The sequence below is a fragment of the Metapseudomonas resinovorans genome, from assembly GCF_002003485.1.
Taxonomy (GTDB): domain Bacteria; phylum Pseudomonadota; class Gammaproteobacteria; order Pseudomonadales; family Pseudomonadaceae; genus Metapseudomonas; species Metapseudomonas resinovorans_D.
Window position 1 is genome coordinate 13,575 of sequence record NZ_BDMA01000095.1, and the last position, 14,596, is coordinate 28,170.

General features: G+C 64.4%; 13 protein-coding genes. 11 read left to right on the forward strand and 2 right to left on the reverse strand.

The genetic code is table 11. The features are described from left to right. Positions 1-64: 64 nt before the first annotated feature. The 8 genes from prfB to MnOB_RS27085 all read left to right on the forward strand — a co-directional run bounded on the left by prfB (position 65) and on the right by MnOB_RS27085 (position 7,752). Positions 65-1,160, forward strand: a protein-coding gene (gene prfB, locus MnOB_RS28685) for a peptide chain release factor 2 (protein WP_107504140.1) whose coding sequence is annotated in 2 segments (ribosomal slippage) — positions 65-136 and positions 138-1,160 — 1,095 coding nt in all. Because the reading frame shifts where the segments join, the coding sequence is not laid out codon by codon here. 122 nt (positions 1,161-1,282) lie between these two features. Continuing rightward, positions 1,283-2,788, forward strand: coding sequence for a lysine--tRNA ligase (lysS, locus tag MnOB_RS27055; protein ID WP_077527627.1), 1,506 nt, complete (start codon positions 1,283-1,285; stop codon positions 2,786-2,788). Positions 2,789-2,985: 197 nt separating this feature from the next. Further along, complete coding sequence (locus tag MnOB_RS27060; RefSeq protein ID WP_077527628.1) at positions 2,986-3,699, forward strand: TetR/AcrR family transcriptional regulator; 714 nt, start codon at positions 2,986-2,988, stop codon at positions 3,697-3,699. Between the two features lie 202 nt (positions 3,700-3,901). Beyond that, entirely contained in the window at positions 3,902-4,456 is a 555-nt protein-coding gene (locus MnOB_RS27065) for a hypothetical protein (protein WP_077527629.1), read from the forward strand. A gap of 7 nt (positions 4,457-4,463) precedes the next feature. After that, positions 4,464-5,753 (forward strand): flavohemoglobin expression-modulating QEGLA motif protein, encoded by a 1,290-nt coding sequence (locus tag MnOB_RS27070; RefSeq protein ID WP_077527630.1) that lies wholly within the window; start codon positions 4,464-4,466, stop codon positions 5,751-5,753. 256 nt (positions 5,754-6,009) lie between these two features. Next, positions 6,010-6,903 (forward strand): alpha/beta hydrolase, encoded by an 894-nt coding sequence (locus tag MnOB_RS27075; RefSeq protein ID WP_077527631.1) that lies wholly within the window; start codon positions 6,010-6,012, stop codon positions 6,901-6,903. Beyond that, on the forward strand, positions 6,900-7,223 hold the full coding sequence (locus MnOB_RS27080; RefSeq protein ID WP_077527632.1) for a PA3694 family proteiin: 324 nt from the start codon (positions 6,900-6,902) through the stop codon (positions 7,221-7,223). Before MnOB_RS27075 ends, MnOB_RS27080 begins: the two co-directional genes overlap by 4 nt. A gap of 28 nt (positions 7,224-7,251) precedes the next feature. Continuing rightward, positions 7,252-7,752, forward strand: a complete 501-nt coding sequence (locus MnOB_RS27085) for an O-acetyl-ADP-ribose deacetylase (protein ID WP_077527633.1) — start codon at positions 7,252-7,254, stop codon at positions 7,750-7,752. A gap of 88 nt (positions 7,753-7,840) precedes the next feature. Here the strand turns inward: MnOB_RS27085 and MnOB_RS27090 are convergent, their stop codons facing one another. Continuing rightward, complete coding sequence (locus MnOB_RS27090; protein WP_077527634.1) at positions 7,841-10,042, reverse strand: heavy metal translocating P-type ATPase; 2,202 nt, start codon at positions 10,040-10,042, stop codon at positions 7,841-7,843. Between the two features lie 75 nt (positions 10,043-10,117). On the opposite strand from MnOB_RS27090, the gene cadR reads away from it, so the two are divergent. Further along, positions 10,118-10,585 carry a Cd(II)/Pb(II)-responsive transcriptional regulator gene (cadR, locus tag MnOB_RS27095; RefSeq protein ID WP_077527635.1) on the forward strand — a complete coding sequence of 156 codons (468 nt, stop codon included), beginning with the start codon at positions 10,118-10,120 and terminating at the stop codon, positions 10,583-10,585. 16 nt (positions 10,586-10,601) lie between these two features. On the opposite strand, the gene MnOB_RS27100 is transcribed toward cadR, so the two are convergent. Beyond that, complete coding sequence (locus tag MnOB_RS27100; RefSeq protein ID WP_077527636.1) at positions 10,602-10,946, reverse strand: pilin assembly protein; 345 nt, start codon at positions 10,944-10,946, stop codon at positions 10,602-10,604. A 203-nt stretch (positions 10,947-11,149) separates the two neighbouring features. Between MnOB_RS27100 and ppc the strand changes: the two genes are divergently transcribed. Continuing rightward, a complete protein-coding gene (gene ppc, locus MnOB_RS27105) occupies positions 11,150-13,786 on the forward strand; it encodes a phosphoenolpyruvate carboxylase (protein ID WP_077527637.1) in 2,637 nt (878 codons plus the stop codon). A gap of 161 nt (positions 13,787-13,947) precedes the next feature. Next, on the forward strand, positions 13,948-14,595 hold the full coding sequence (adk, locus tag MnOB_RS27110) for an adenylate kinase (protein WP_077527638.1): 648 nt from the start codon (positions 13,948-13,950) through the stop codon (positions 14,593-14,595). The last annotated feature ends 1 nt before the right edge of the window (position 14,596 follow it).

Here is a 14,596-nt window from a genome sequence, read left to right on the forward strand (position 1 = left end):
CATCCGGTGACTCGGGTATACTCGCCGGCTTTTCCGAAAGTTTTGCCAGCGAGAGCTTCCCGTCATGGAAATCAACCCGATCCTGAACAGCATCAAGGACCTCTCCGATCGCACCCTGTCTATTCGGGGGTATCTTTGACTACGATCAGAAGCATGATCGTCTCGTCGAAGTAAACCGCGAACTCGAAGACCCCGCCGTCTGGAACAACCCCGAATACGCCCAGAATCTTGGCCGTGAACGTGCCCAGCTGGCGCAGATCGTCGAAACCCTGGACGACCTCACCAGCGGCCTCGGCGACTCCCGCGACCTGCTGGACATGGCAGTCGAGGAGAACGACGAAGGCGCTGTCAACGACGTCTCCACCGAAGTCGAGCGCCTGCGCGAAATCCTCGAGAAGCTCGAGTTCCGCCGCATGTTCAGTGGCGAGATGGACATGAACAACGCCTACCTGGACATCCAGGCCGGCTCCGGCGGCACCGAAGCCCAGGACTGGGCCAACATGCTGCTGCGCATGTACCTGCGCTGGGCCGACAAGCGCGGCTTCGACGCCACCATCATCGAACTGTCCGCAGGTGAAGTCGCCGGCATCAAGGGCGCCACCGTGCATGTGAAGGGCGAGTACGCCTTTGGCTGGCTGCGCACCGAGATCGGCGTGCACCGTCTGGTGCGCAAGAGCCCGTTCGATTCCGGCAACCGTCGCCACACATCGTTCACCGCGGTGTTCGTATCGCCCGAGATCGATGACAACATCGAGATCGAGATCAACCCGTCCGATCTGCGCATCGATACCTACCGCTCCTCCGGCGCGGGCGGTCAGCACGTGAACACCACCGACTCCGCGGTGCGTATCACCCACGTGCCCACGAACACCGTGGTGGCGTGCCAGAACGAACGCTCCCAGCACGCCAACAAGGACACCGCCATGAAAATGCTGCGGGCCAGGTTGTACGAGCAGGAGATGCAGAAACGCACCGCCGCGTCCCAGGCGCTGGAAGACACCAAGTCCGACATCGGCTGGGGCCACCAGATTCGCTCCTACGTACTCGACCAGTCGCGGATCAAGGACCTGCGCACCGGTGTCGAGCGCAGCGACTGCGACAAGGTGCTGGACGGCGATCTGGACGAATACCTTGAGGCCAGCCTCAAACAAGGGCTCTGACGCGGAGCCGCTTTTGTAGGAGCGAGGGGGACGCCGAGTTCTTGTGCACCCCTCGAAGAGCTTCGCAAGTTCGCTCCTACAGTTACCTTCTTTTGAAATTGACGCCAGGCAGATAGACGACCATGAGCGACCAACAACTCGACCAGCACGAACTGCAACAGGAAGAAAACAAGCTGATCGCCCAGCGCAAGGAAAAACTTGCCGCCGTGCGTGAAGCCAAGGCCATTGCCTTCCCCAATGACTTCCGCCGCGAGAACTACTTCGCGGACCTGCAGACGCAGTACGCCGACAAGACCAAGGAAGAGCTGGAAGCAGCCGCCATCCCCGTCAAGGTCGCTGGTCGCATCATGCTCAACCGCGGTTCCTTCATCGTTCTTCAGGACTCCAGCGGCCGCCTGCAGGTCTACGTCAACCGCAAGACCCTGCCGGAAGAAACCCTGGCCGAGATCAAGACCTGGGACCTGGGCGACATCATCGGCGCCGAAGGCACCCTGGCCCGTTCCGGCAAGGGCGACCTGTACGTCGAGATGACCAGCGTGCGCCTGCTGACCAAGTCCCTGCGCCCGCTGCCGGACAAGCACCACGGCCTGACCGACACCGAGCAGCGCTATCGCCAGCGCTACGTCGACCTGATCGTCAACGAGGAAACCCGCAACACCTTCCGCGTACGTTCCCAGGTGATCGCTCACATCCGCCGCTTCCTGTCCGATCGCGGTTTCCTCGAAGTGGAAACCCCGATGCTGCAGACCATCCCCGGCGGCGCCGCAGCCAAGCCGTTCGCGACCCATCACAATGCGCTGGACATGGCCATGTTCCTGCGTATCGCACCGGAGCTGTACCTCAAGCGTCTGGTGGTTGGTGGTTTCGAGAAGGTCTTCGAGATCAACCGCAACTTCCGTAACGAAGGCGTTTCGACCCGGCACAACCCCGAGTTCACCATGCTCGAGTTCTACCAGGCCTACGCTGACTACGAAGACAACATGGACCTGACCGAGGAGCTGTTCCGCGAGCTGGCCCAGGCGGTGCTCGGCAGCACCGACGTGCCCTACGGCGACAAGGTCTTCCACTTTGGCGAGCCGTTCGCCCGCCTGTCCGTGTTCGACGCCATCCTCAAGTACAACCCGGAAATCAGCGCCGCTGACCTCAAGGATGTCGAGACTGCCCGTGCGATCGCCAAGAAGGCCGGTGCCAAGGTCCTTGGCCACGAAGGCCTGGGCAAGCTGCAGGTGATGATTTTCGAAGAGCTGGTGGAGCACAAGCTGGAACAGCCGCACTTCATCACCCAATACCCCTTCGAAGTGTCGCCGCTGGCGCGCCGCAACGACCAGGATCCGAGCGTCACCGACCGCTTCGAGCTGTTCATCGGTGGCCGCGAGATCGCCAACGCCTATTCCGAGCTGAACGACGCCGAGGACCAGGCCGAGCGCTTCATGCTGCAGGTCAAGGAGAAGGATGCCGGTGACGACGAGGCGATGCATTACGACGCCGACTTCGTCAACGCACTGGAATATGGCATGCCGCCCACCGCCGGCGAAGGCATCGGTATCGACCGACTTGTGATGTTGCTCACCAATTCGCCGTCTATTCGTGACGTCATCCTGTTCCCGCACATGCGGCCCCAGGCTTGATGCAGGAGTAAGAAAGAAACCGCCTTCGGGCGGTTTTTTCTTGGCCGCCGTCCGGCATGCGAACCTTTTGCCCCCGGCGCCGCTCCTACAAGGCGCTAGTCAGGGAGACAGAGCCTAAATCTCGCCAGTTCCTGCATTGATAAGCGGGATAAATGGTCAACACTTTCACCTTGAGTGAGTTCGGAGGGTTTCCTGTCTTGAGCCAGTCGTCCCGCAGTGACAGCGCCGCCCGCGTGGCCAGCGCGGTCGCCGAAAGCGTGAAATACCAGGGCCGCAAGGCCAGTCGCCAGGGCAGCGAGCAACGCCGCCAGGCAATCCTCGATGCCGCCATGCGCATCATCGTCCGCGACGGTGTACGGGCCGTGCGCCATCGGGCCGTCGCCGCGGAGGCGCAGGTGCCGCTGTCGGCCACTACCTATTACTTCAAGGACATCAACGACCTCATCACCGATACCTTTGCGCAGTTCGTGGAGCGCAGTTCGGCGGTGATGGCGGCCTTCTGGGCCAGCGTGGAGGATGACCTGCAGGCCATGGCCGGCGTGCTCAGCCGCGACGGCGATTCGCGCCGGGAAATGACCGACCAGATCGTCGAACTGGCGATCCAGTACGTGCGCAGCCAGCTCGAAGAGAACCGCGACCAGTTGCTGGCCGAACATGCCTTCCGCCAGGAAGCGCTACTGAATGCCGGTCTCCGTAATCTTGCTGACGCACATCGCAGGATACTCTCGCAGGGCGCGGAGCATTTCTTCCAGGTACTGGGCTCGGCCGAACCCACCGAAGACGCCAAGGTGTTGACGGCCGTCATTCTGCGGATGGAATATCAGGGCCTCCTCGACGGCGTGGAAAACCTCGACATCGACGAGATGCGAGCGGTCCTTAAACGCTACCTTTACCTGGTGATGGGACTTTAAGCGCATAGATCAAACCCCGCCGTACCGGCGACTGCGTGAACACTGCTGCACTCGGCCATGCGTCGTTGAAAGCAGGCTCAGAATGCTCATTTACTGCGTGTAAACTGCGCTTCTTCGCCTGTTTCGCCTAGCCTGGCCATCGCTCGCGACGTGTTCACTTGGCCGGCGAGGCGGGGTTTTTCGTTATCACAAGGAGAGCGAGATGAAAGTCTGGCGTGCCGTGGTTGCCCTGTCCTTCCTGCTGTTGGGCGGCTGCCTGGTCACCTTCAAGGATCCGATTCCGGCCAATGAGCCGGCCCCCATCCCACTGCTCGGGGACTGGACCCGCAAGGACGAATGGGGCGAGCGCGAGTATCTGGAGATCAGCCGCTCCGGCTCCAACGTGTACAAGGCACGCAGCTTCGAGGGCAGCAAGGACAACCTGGAGGGCATGGAAGAGTTCGGCTTCACCGTCGCCCACCACGGTCGCCGCTGGTACCTCTCCGCCGGGTTGCCGAAGAAAATGGGCGCGAACTTCGCCATCGCCGGTTTCGAACTGACCACGGATAACGAACTGGTGGTCTACAACCTGGATGTCGAGCGCATCGAACAGGAAATGCAGGAAGGCAAGTTCCAGGGCCAGCCCGTGGAAATGCCGGACGGCGACGGCGTGCTCATCACCACTCCGCTGGATGTCGTCTTCGGCTGGCTGGATGACCCGGCCAACTCGGATGTCTTCGTTGAAGTGGCGCGTTACCAGCGCTCGGCCGAGGAGTGAGCCAACGATGACCCGTCGCAAGCTCCCTGACGATTACCAGAAGACCATCCGCGCGCTGTCCGATCGCATCGTCCAGGCGCAGACCCCGATCCGCGTGCTGGACGCTGTGAAATGGGACGACAGCGTCCGCCAGGACTTCCTCAAGCACAAGGGCAAGTCCATGCCCGCTGTGGACCGCGCTTACTACGAGAGCCGCCCGCTGGCCTTCGACTCGGTAGAGAAGAAGCTGGAATTCCAGAACATCGAGCGCGACATCACCCGACACCTGGGCCAGTTCAACCCGGTGGGGCAGATCATGCGGCGCATGTGCAAGGAATACCGCATGGTGATCCGCATGCTGGAAGCGCGCGGCACCGCGGATTTCGGCCTGATTTCCCAGGAGCTTTACGGTGCGGCGTCCGATGCCTTCCATGCCGGTGACCCGACCTTGGCCGACCTCGGCCTGATGCTCTCGGACTACCTGAATAACATTGCCGACCGTGGCGACCTCAAGGACGATCCCAAGACCCTGAGTGCCAAGGACGCCGTCAACCTGCTGCAGAGCCGGCTGGGAGAGGTATTCGGCGATGACACCATCCGGGTGTTCGAGTCCGACGGCATCGTCGCCGACGCGGCCGCGGGTGCCGACTACATCAAGATTCGCGCTGACGCCATGTTCAACGAGCGCGACGTGCGAGCCCTGGAAGTCCACGAGGGGCTGGTGCACGTAGGCACGACCCTGAACGGCCAGAACCAGCCGATCTGTACCTTCCTGTCCAAGGGCCCGCCGTCTTCCACCGTGACCCAGGAAGGTCTGGCGATCCTGATGGAGGTGATCGCCTTCGCGTCCTACCCGACCCGACTGCGCCGGTTGACCAACCGCACCCGTGCGATCCACATGGCGGAGGAGGGCGCCGATTTCCTCGAGGTCTACCACTTCTACCGCGAGCAGGGTTACAGCACGGAAGAGAGCTACGGCAGCGCCAGCCGTGCCTTCCGTGGTTCGGTGCCGGGCGGGCTGCCCTTCACCAAGGATCTGTCGTACCTGAAGGGTTTCATCCTGATCTACAACTACATCCAGCTCGCGGTGCGCAAAGGCAAGCTGGAGCAGATCCCGCTGCTGTTCTGCGGCAAGACCACCCTGGAGGACACCCGCACGCTGCGCCAGTTGGTGGACGAAGGCCTGGTGGTGCCGCCGAAGTACCTGCCGCCGCAGTTCCGCGACCTCAACGCGCTGTCGGCCTGGATGTGCTTCTCCAACTTCCTCAACCATCTGAGCCTGGACCGCATCGAGGCGGATTACGCCAACATCCTCTGACCACTGCCTGTGACGATTCGAATGGCCGGAATTGCAGGATGAAGCTGATCCGGTAGGGTGCGCCGTGCGCACCAACGGTTTGACGGGGTGCCGAGGCAGATCCTGGAATCGGTGCGCGCAGCGCACCCTACGGCTCAGACCGAGCTAAAGAGGTCGGCCTTGTGTTCAGGGGCTATCGAAAGTCCATGCTTTACGAATGTGGAAATTCATTCGCCAACCAGCCCGCAGGGCTGGCCTGTGATGTTTCAGGAAGGAAATGCACATGCCCGCTTCTCGCCTCCTGCTGATCCTCTTCGCTCTGATCCTGCAAGGCTGCAGCTCGCTGCTGTTCTACCCGGACAAGTACCTGCCCTTCACACCGGAAAAGGCCAAGCTGCAATATCGCGACATCCAGCTCACCGCCGCCGACGGCACCCGCCTGCATGCCTGGTGGCTGCCGGCCAAGCCCGGCGTGGAAGTGAAGGGCACCGTGCTGCACCTGCATGGCAACGGCGGCAATGTCGCCAGCCACCTGGGCGGCAGCTGGTGGTTGCCGGAGCAGGGCTACCAGGTGCTGTTGCTGGACTATCGCGGCTACGGCCGTTCCGAGGGCTCGCCCAGCCTGCCGGCGCTCTACGAGGACATCGATGCCGCCTTCGCCTGGCTCGACCAGGCGCCGGAGGTCCAGGGCAAACCGGTCGTGCTGCTCGGCCAGAGCATCGGAGGCGCCCTGGCGGTGCATTACCTCTCCGAGCGCCCGGAGCGCCGCAGTCGGCTCAAGGCCCTGGTACTGGACGGCGTACCCGCCAGCTACCGCGAGGTGGCCCGCTTCAGCCTGTCCAATGCCTGGCCGCTCTGGCCGCTGCAAGTTCCGCTCTCCTGGTTGGTGCCCGATGGGGACAGCGCCATACGCGCCATTGGCGAGCTGAAGGGCTTGCCGATGCTGATCTATCACAGCATCGATGATCCGGTGGTGCCCCTTTCCAACGGCGTGCGCTTGTATCAAGCTGCGCCCCCGCCGCGGGTATTCCAGCCGGTCCGCGGCGGCCATGTGCAGACCTTCGCCGATCCCACCTGGCGCAAGGTAATGGTGCTTTACCTCGAAGACCCCAAGGGCTTCGTCGGACTGCGCCGGCTGGCTGAAGTCCCGAATACAGAGAGTCCCCAATGAGCGAACGCAATCCCATCCCGCTGATCCTCACCGGCATCGGCAGCATTGTCGGCACCGTGATGGTGCTCTGGTACTACGGCTACCTGCACTTCGCCAAACCCGAAGATGCGCTGCTGCTGTCCGACTTCACCATGCTCAAGACCGTCCCCGGCGAAGACTACAAGGTCTCCCTCGAGCCCGCCGCACAAGTGGCGCAGTGCATCGACGGCGTGCTGGTGATGTTCGATACCACGCAGAAGGGCCTGACCGGCGTGCTTGTGGATAACAAGAAGAAAGCGGTGCGCTGCGTAGGTCAGGAGACCCCGCAAGAGGTCAAATAAGGGCTAGCCTCCGTAAGGAGGTGACCCCATGGACATTCGTATCTGGCAGGGCGACATCACCACCCTGGAGGTGGACGCCATCGTCAATGCCGCCAACTCCTCTCTGCTCGGCGGCGGGGGCGTTGATGGCGCCATTCACCGCGCCGCCGGCCCCGAGCTCCTCGCCCATTGCCGCACCCTTGGCGGTTGCCCCACGGGCGAGGCGCGCATCACGCCCGGCTTCCGTCTGCCGGCGCGGTTCGTGATCCACACCGTCGGGCCGGTCTGGCAAGGCGGCAAACACCGCGAACCTGAACTGCTCGCCAACTGCTACCGCAACAGCCTCGCCCTGGCCGACGCCGAAGGGCTGGCGAGCATCGCCTTTCCGGCGATCAGTTGCGGGGTGTATGGCTATCCGTTGCAGGAAGCAGCGCGGATCGCCGTAGCCGAGTTGCGACGGCCCCGCCCAGCGGGCAGCCGCCTCAAGGAGGCGCTGCTGGTGGCCTTCGGCGCAGATATGGTGAAGGTCTACGAGAACGTGCTGGCGTAGGTACGTATTTAATGTCTGCACGGACAGCCCCCTCTCCCTTTGGGAGAGGGTTGGGGTGAGGGAAGCTAACAGCCGCGCGGACCTTCCCTCACCCCCGGCCCCTCTCCCGGAGGGAGAGGGGAGAAAGCAACCGCAACCCGTTGAACACCACCAGCAGGCTCGCGCCCATATCGGCGAACACCGCCATCCACAGCGTGCCTTCGCCCATCAGGGTCAATCCCAGGAACACGGCCTTGATACTCAACGCCAAGCTGATGTTCTGCATCAGCACGCTGTGGGTTCGGCGGGACAGGCGGATGAATTGCGGCAGCTTGCGCAGATCGTCGTCCATCAACGCCACGCCGGCGGTTTCGATGGCGGTATCGGTGCCGGCCGCGCCCATGGCGAAACCGATGTCGGCGCGGGCCAGGGCTGGAGCGTCATTGATGCCGTCGCCGACCATGCCCACGGGCACGCCGCCCGACTGGCGCCTGCCGATCTCCGCCAGTTTGTCTTCAGGCAGCAGGTTGCCGCGGGCGTCGTCCATGCCCACCTGGCCGGCGATGGCTTGCACCGTGTGCGGGTTGTCGCCGGAGAGCATCAGGGTTTTCACCCCCAGTTCATGCAGTTGGCCGATGGCTTCGCGGCTGCTGTCACGCACCGTATCGGCCACCGCGAACAGCGCGAGCACGGCGTTTTCACCACACAGCGCCACCACTGTCTTGCCCTGTGTTTCCAGGGCGTCCAGGCGCGCTTCCAGCTCTGCCCCGCAGAGACCGAGTTCTTCCACCAGACGGTGATTGCCCAGGTGATAGCTATGGCCCGCGATCTGGCCACTGACGCCGCGGCCGGGCAGGGCGGCCAGGTTATCCACAGCGTAGAGGGCAATGCCGTCGGCTTCGGCGGCGCGTGCCACGGCCAGAGACACTGGATGGTCAGAGCGGGCGGCCAGGCTGGCCGCCAGGGCTCGGGCATCGCGCTCGCCCGCCTGCAGCAGCTCGAAATCGGTCTGCCGAGGGCGCCCCTCGGTCAGGGTGCCGGTCTTGTCCAGGGCCACCCACGCAAGTTTGCGGCCGAGTTCGAGGAATACCCCGCCCTTGATCAGGATGCCGCCCCGCGCCGCTGCGGCGAGGCCGCTGACGATGGTCACCGGCGTGGAGATCACCAGTGCGCAGGGGCAGGCGATGACCAGCAGCACCAGCGCACGGTAGAGCCAGTCGAGCCAGGCGCCGTCGAACAGCAGCGGGGGAAGCAGGGCGGTGAGTACGGCGATGCCGATCACCACCGGGGTGTAAATGCTCGAGAAGCGGTCGACGAAGCGCTGGGTCGGTGCGCGCGCGCCCTGCGCTGCTTCCACCGCATGGATGATGCGCGCCAGGGTGCTGTCGTCGGCGGCGCGGGTGGCGCGGTACTCCATTTCGCCTTCGCCATTGATGGTGCCGGCGAACAGCGGGTCGCCCAGGTCCTTTTCCACCGGCAGGCTCTCGCCGGTGATGGGGGCCTGGTTGACGCTGGAGCGCCCGCTCAGCACTTCACCGTCGAGGGCGATGCGCTCGCCGGGACGCACCCGCAGGCGGGCGCCGGGCAGTACGTCGCGTGCCGGACGCTCGCGCCACTGACCGTCTTCGAACACGGTCGCCTGCTCGGGGGCCAGTTGCAGCAGGCCGCGAATGGCGTTCCGCGCGCGCTCCAGCGAGCGTGCTTCGATCAGCTCGGCAATGGCGAACAGCACGCTGACCATCGCCGCTTCCGGCCACTGGCCGATCAGCAGGGCGCCGGTGACCGCGATGCTCATCAGGGCGTTGATGTTCAGGTTGCGGTTCTTCAGGGCGATCCAGCCCTTCTTGTAGGTGGGCAGGCCGGCACCGAGGATGGCGAGTATCGCCAGCCCGGCGATCACCCACTCGGGCGCCAGGCCAAACCATTCACAGGCTTCCGCGGCCAGTGCGGCGAGCCCCGCCAGCGCCAGGGGCCACCAAGGTTTCTTTTCCTGGGCCGGCGCCGTGGCGGTAGCGCCCTCGGCCAGTGGCACCGCTTGCATGCCGAGACTCTCGATCAGGCGCTGCAGGGGCTCGACGTTGTCGAAACGGTGCCGCACGCGTAGCAGGCGCTGCATCAGGTTGAACTCCAGCGCCTCGACGGCCGGGACCTTGCCCAGGGCGTCGCGGATCAGGCGTTCCTCGGTGGGACAGTCCATGGCGTCGATGCGCAGGCTACTCCAGCGAGCTTCGGCGGTAGCGGCGACGGCGGCTATTTCCGGCGTGGCGGAGCGGGGCGCGTGGTCATGGTCGTGGCAGCAATGGTGGCTCATGGGTCAATTCCTGTTTGACGCTTCGAGTGGCATTGCACACCCTGTAGCAACTACAGAGTCAAGCGGAGGCGGAGCATGAAAATCGGCGAACTGGCGACCCTCACCGGTTGCCCCGTGGAAACCATCCGCTACTACGAGCGTGAAGGCCTGTTGCCCGAACCTTCGCGCAGTGCGGGCAACTACCGCCAGTACGACACCCTCCATGTGGAGCGGCTGTCCTTCATTCGTCACTGCCGTTCGCTGGACATGACCCAGGAAGAAATCCGTGCCCTGCTGGCCCTGCGCGATCGCCCCGAGGCCGATTGTGGTACCGCCAATCGACTGATTGAGGAGCACCTGCACCATGTGGAGGTGCGCATCGCCGAACTGCATTCCCTGCGCGACCAGCTCAGGGAGCTGCGCGCGCGCTGCAGCGGCGTAGGAGCCAGCGAAGCCTGCGGCATCCTCCGCGAACTGGAGCAGCCCGGACCACCGCCGGTGACCAGCGAGGAATGCGCGCACGCAGGCCACCTGCACGTGCCGGGCGTGCATCGGCGGGGCTGAAACGGACTGCGGCGGTCTAGTGGTTCGTGTTTTCGCGCGGGTCGCTCAACTGCCGCAGGTAGCGGCGTGAAAGGGCCAGGAAACGGGGCGTCGGCCCGATATCTTCATAGAGCGGGTCGCCCTGCTCGTCGGTGGCGACCACCTGGCTGCCCTTGACGTAGGGGAAGCTGGCTTCCAGCTCCTCGAGGGCGGAGCCGACCAGTTCCCCGATCAGTTCCTCGACGCTGCGCTTGGGGTACATCTCGGCCAGGGCGGCCAGTCGCGCTGCGGACTCCAGGTCCAGATGAATGCTGTACTCGCTGCGGGTCAGGCGACCCTTGGCGTTCTGCTCCCAATGGCGGACCAGTTCTCGGATCTTCATAGACACCTCATCCTCTTCCCACGTGGTTGTGGGTGGCTTTGAGCTCCGGGCGGTCTCTGCCACCCGGGAGTCGTCATTCGTGATGGCGGCTACTGTTCAGACTAGCTCGCAGGCGCATGGGGATACACCGTTCGTCGCACCCTTGTATCTGCATGGCGCTATCGGCAATCTGGAGGTCGAATCCAGCTAAGGAGGGGAAGGCAATGGCCGAAATAGACGCGCGCCTGCGTGAGGATGTCCACCTGCTCGGCGAGTTGCTCGGCGACACCATTCGTGCCCAGCTGGGGGATGCCTTCCTCGACAAGATCGAGCGCATTCGCAAGGGCGCCAAGGCCGCGCGCAAAGGCTCGGCCCAGGGCGAGCGCCAGCTCATCGAGACCCTCGACGGCCTTAGCGACGACGAGCTGCTGCCGGTGGCTCGCGCCTTCAACCAATTCCTCAACCTGGCGAACATCGCCGAGCAGTACCACCGCATCCGCCGACGCGGCACGGACGAACCGCAACCCTTCGAAGACTCGGTGCTCGGCGACCTGCTGCAGCGCCTGCTCCACGCCGGTCACGGCCCGGAGCAACTGGCCCGGCAGCTCGGACGGCTGGACATCGAACTGGTGCTGACCGCCCACCCCACTGAAGTCGCACGCCGTACGTTGATCCAGAAATACGACGCCATGGCCTCGCAACTGGCGGCCCAGGATCATGCGGATCTCAGCGATGCCGAGCGCGAACAGACGCGCCTGCGCCTGCTGCGCCTGATCGCCGAGGCCTGGCACACCGAGGAAATCCGCCGCAGCCGACCGAGCCCGGTGGATGAGGCGAAATGGGGCTTCGCGGTGATCGAACATTCCCTCTGGCACGCCCTGCCCAATGTGCTCCGCCATGTCGACCGGACCCTGCACACTGCCACCGGCCTGCACCTGCCATTGACCGCTGCGCCGGTGCGTTTCGCGTCATGGATGGGGGGCGACCGCGACGGCAATCCCAACGTCACCGCCGCCATCAGTCGCCAGGTGCTGCTGTTGGCGCGCTGGATGGCGGCCGATCTATATCTGCGGGACATCGACCACCTTGCCTCCGAGCTGTCCATGCAGCAGGCCAGCGATGAGTTGCGAGTGCGGGTGGGCGTCCATCCCGAACCCTATCGCGCAGTGCTCAAGCAACTTCGCGACCGCTTGCGCGCCACCCGTGCCTGGGCGGAAGCGGCGCTGGATGGCGACGTCGCGCCGGCTGCCGACGTGCTGAGCGAGAACACCCAGCTGCTGGAACCCCTGGAGCTCTGCTATCACTCGTTGCATGCGTGCGGCATGGGCGTGATCGCCGATGGCGCGCTGCTCGACTGCCTGCGCCGTGCGGCCACCTTCGGCCTATTCCTGGTACGCCTGGATGTCCGCCAGGACGCCGGCCGCCACGCCGCGGCCCTCGATGAGATCACCGATTACCTGGGCCTCGGCAACTATGCCGAATGGGATGAAGAGACCCGTCTGGCCTTCCTCCAGCGGGAACTGGACAACCGCCGCCCGCTGCTGCCTGCGAACTACCGACCCTCCGCCGACACCGCCGAAGTGCTCGCCACCTGCCGCGTGGTGGCCCATGCGCCGGCAGCCTCCCTTGGTTCTTATGTGATTTCCATGGCCGGGGCTCCTTCCGATGTGCTGGCGGTGCAATTGCTGCTCAAGGAAGCCGGGTTGCAACGGCCTATCCGCGTGGTGCCACTTTTCGAAACCCTGGCCGATCTGGATAACGCGGGTCCCGCTATTGACCGCCTGCTGGGACTGCCCGGCTATCGCGCCCGGTTGCACGGCCCGCAGGAAGTGATGATCGGCTACTCCGATTCGGCCAAGGATGCCGGCACCGTCGCTGCCGCCTGGGCCCAGTACCGTGCTCAGGAGCGCCTGGTGGAAGTGTGCCGCGAGCATCAGGTGGAGTTGCTGTTGTTCCACGGCCGCGGTGGCACCGTGGGGCGCGGCGGCGGTCCGGCCCACGCGGCGATCCTGTCGCAACCGCCGGGGTCCGTGGCAGGGCGTTTCCGCACCACGGAACAGGGCGAGATGATCCGCTTCAAGTTCGGTTTGCCGGGTATCGCCGAGCAGAATCTCAACACCTACCTGGCTGCTGTCCTGGAGGCGACCCTGCTGCCACCACCGGAGCCGGAGCCAGCCTGGCGTGCCGCGATGGACCGCCTCGCGACGGACGGTGTGGCCGCCTACCGCGCCGTGGTGCGCGAACATCCGCAGTTCGTCGAGTATTTCCGCCAGGCGACGCCCGAGCAGGAACTGGGCCGCCTGCCCCTGGGCAGCCGACCGGCCAAGCGCCGCGCCGGCGGGGTGGAAAGCCTGCGGGCGATCCCGTGGATCTTCGCCTGGACCCAGACACGCCTGATGCTGCCGGCCTGGCTGGGCTGGGAAGCGGCCCTGGCCAATGCCCAGCAACGCGGTGAAACCCAGCTGCTGGAGCGGATGCGCGAGCGCTGGCCGTTCTTCGCAACGCGCATCGACATGCTGGAAATGGTCCTGGCCAAGGCCGACGCCAATATCGCCGCGCTCTACGACGAGCGGCTGGTGCCGGAAGAGCTGAAATCCCTGGGTGCGCAGTTGCGCGACCTATTGTCGCAGGCGCGTACTTCGGTGCTGGCTCTGACCGGCCAGTCCGAGCTTCTGGCGCATAACCCGGAGACCCGCGAAGCCATCAGTGTGCGCAATACCTACCTGGACCCCCTGCACCTGCTTCAGACGGAGCTCCTGGCCCGTTCCAGACGCTGTGAAGAGCACGTCGAAGGGCCGCTGGAACAGGCCCTTCTGGTGAGCGTTGCGGGCATCGCAGCGGGGCTCCGCAACACCGGTTGAGGCCGTTTTCGCCCCTCCTTCCGGCGTCTTGTGCGCTATAGGGGCGCTGTGTATCTTGAACGTCCTTTTGGCCCGACAGCGACGCCGAAAACCTATTCTGAGATTGGCCCCATGAGGCAAATCCGACCGATCTGAAAACAAAATCTTTGAGGAGCACATCGATGCGCGTGATTCTGCTGGGGGCCCCTGGTGCCGGCAAAGGTACTCAAGCCGGTTTCATCACCAAGAAGTTCGGCATTCCGCAAATTTCCACCGGCGACATGCTGCGCGCAGCCGTCAAGGCCGGTACCGAGCTCGGCCTGCAGGCCAAGAGCGTAATGGATGCCGGTGGCCTGGTTTCCGACGACCTGATCATCAACCTGGTCAAGGAACGCATCGCCCAGCCCGACTGCGCCAACGGCTTCCTCTTCGATGGTTTCCCGCGCACCATCCCTCAGGCTGAAGCCATGAAGGAAGCTGGTGTGAGCATCGACCATGTGGTCGAGATCGCCGTGGACGACGAAGAAATCGTCGGTCGTATCGCTGGCCGCCGTGTGCACCTGGCTTCCGGCCGCGTCTACCACACCGAGCACAACCCGCCGAAGGTTGCCGGCAAGGATGACGAAACCGGCGAAGACCTGATCCAGCGCGAAGACGACAAGGAAGAGACCGTGCGCAAGCGCCTCGCCGTGTACCACTCGCAGACCAAACCGCTGGTGGATTTCTACCAGAAGCTCTCTGCCGCTGAAGGCACCCCGAAGTACAGCGCCGTTGCCGGCGTGGGCTCGGTGGACGAGATCACCTCCAAGGTGCTGGCCGCTCTCAGCTGAG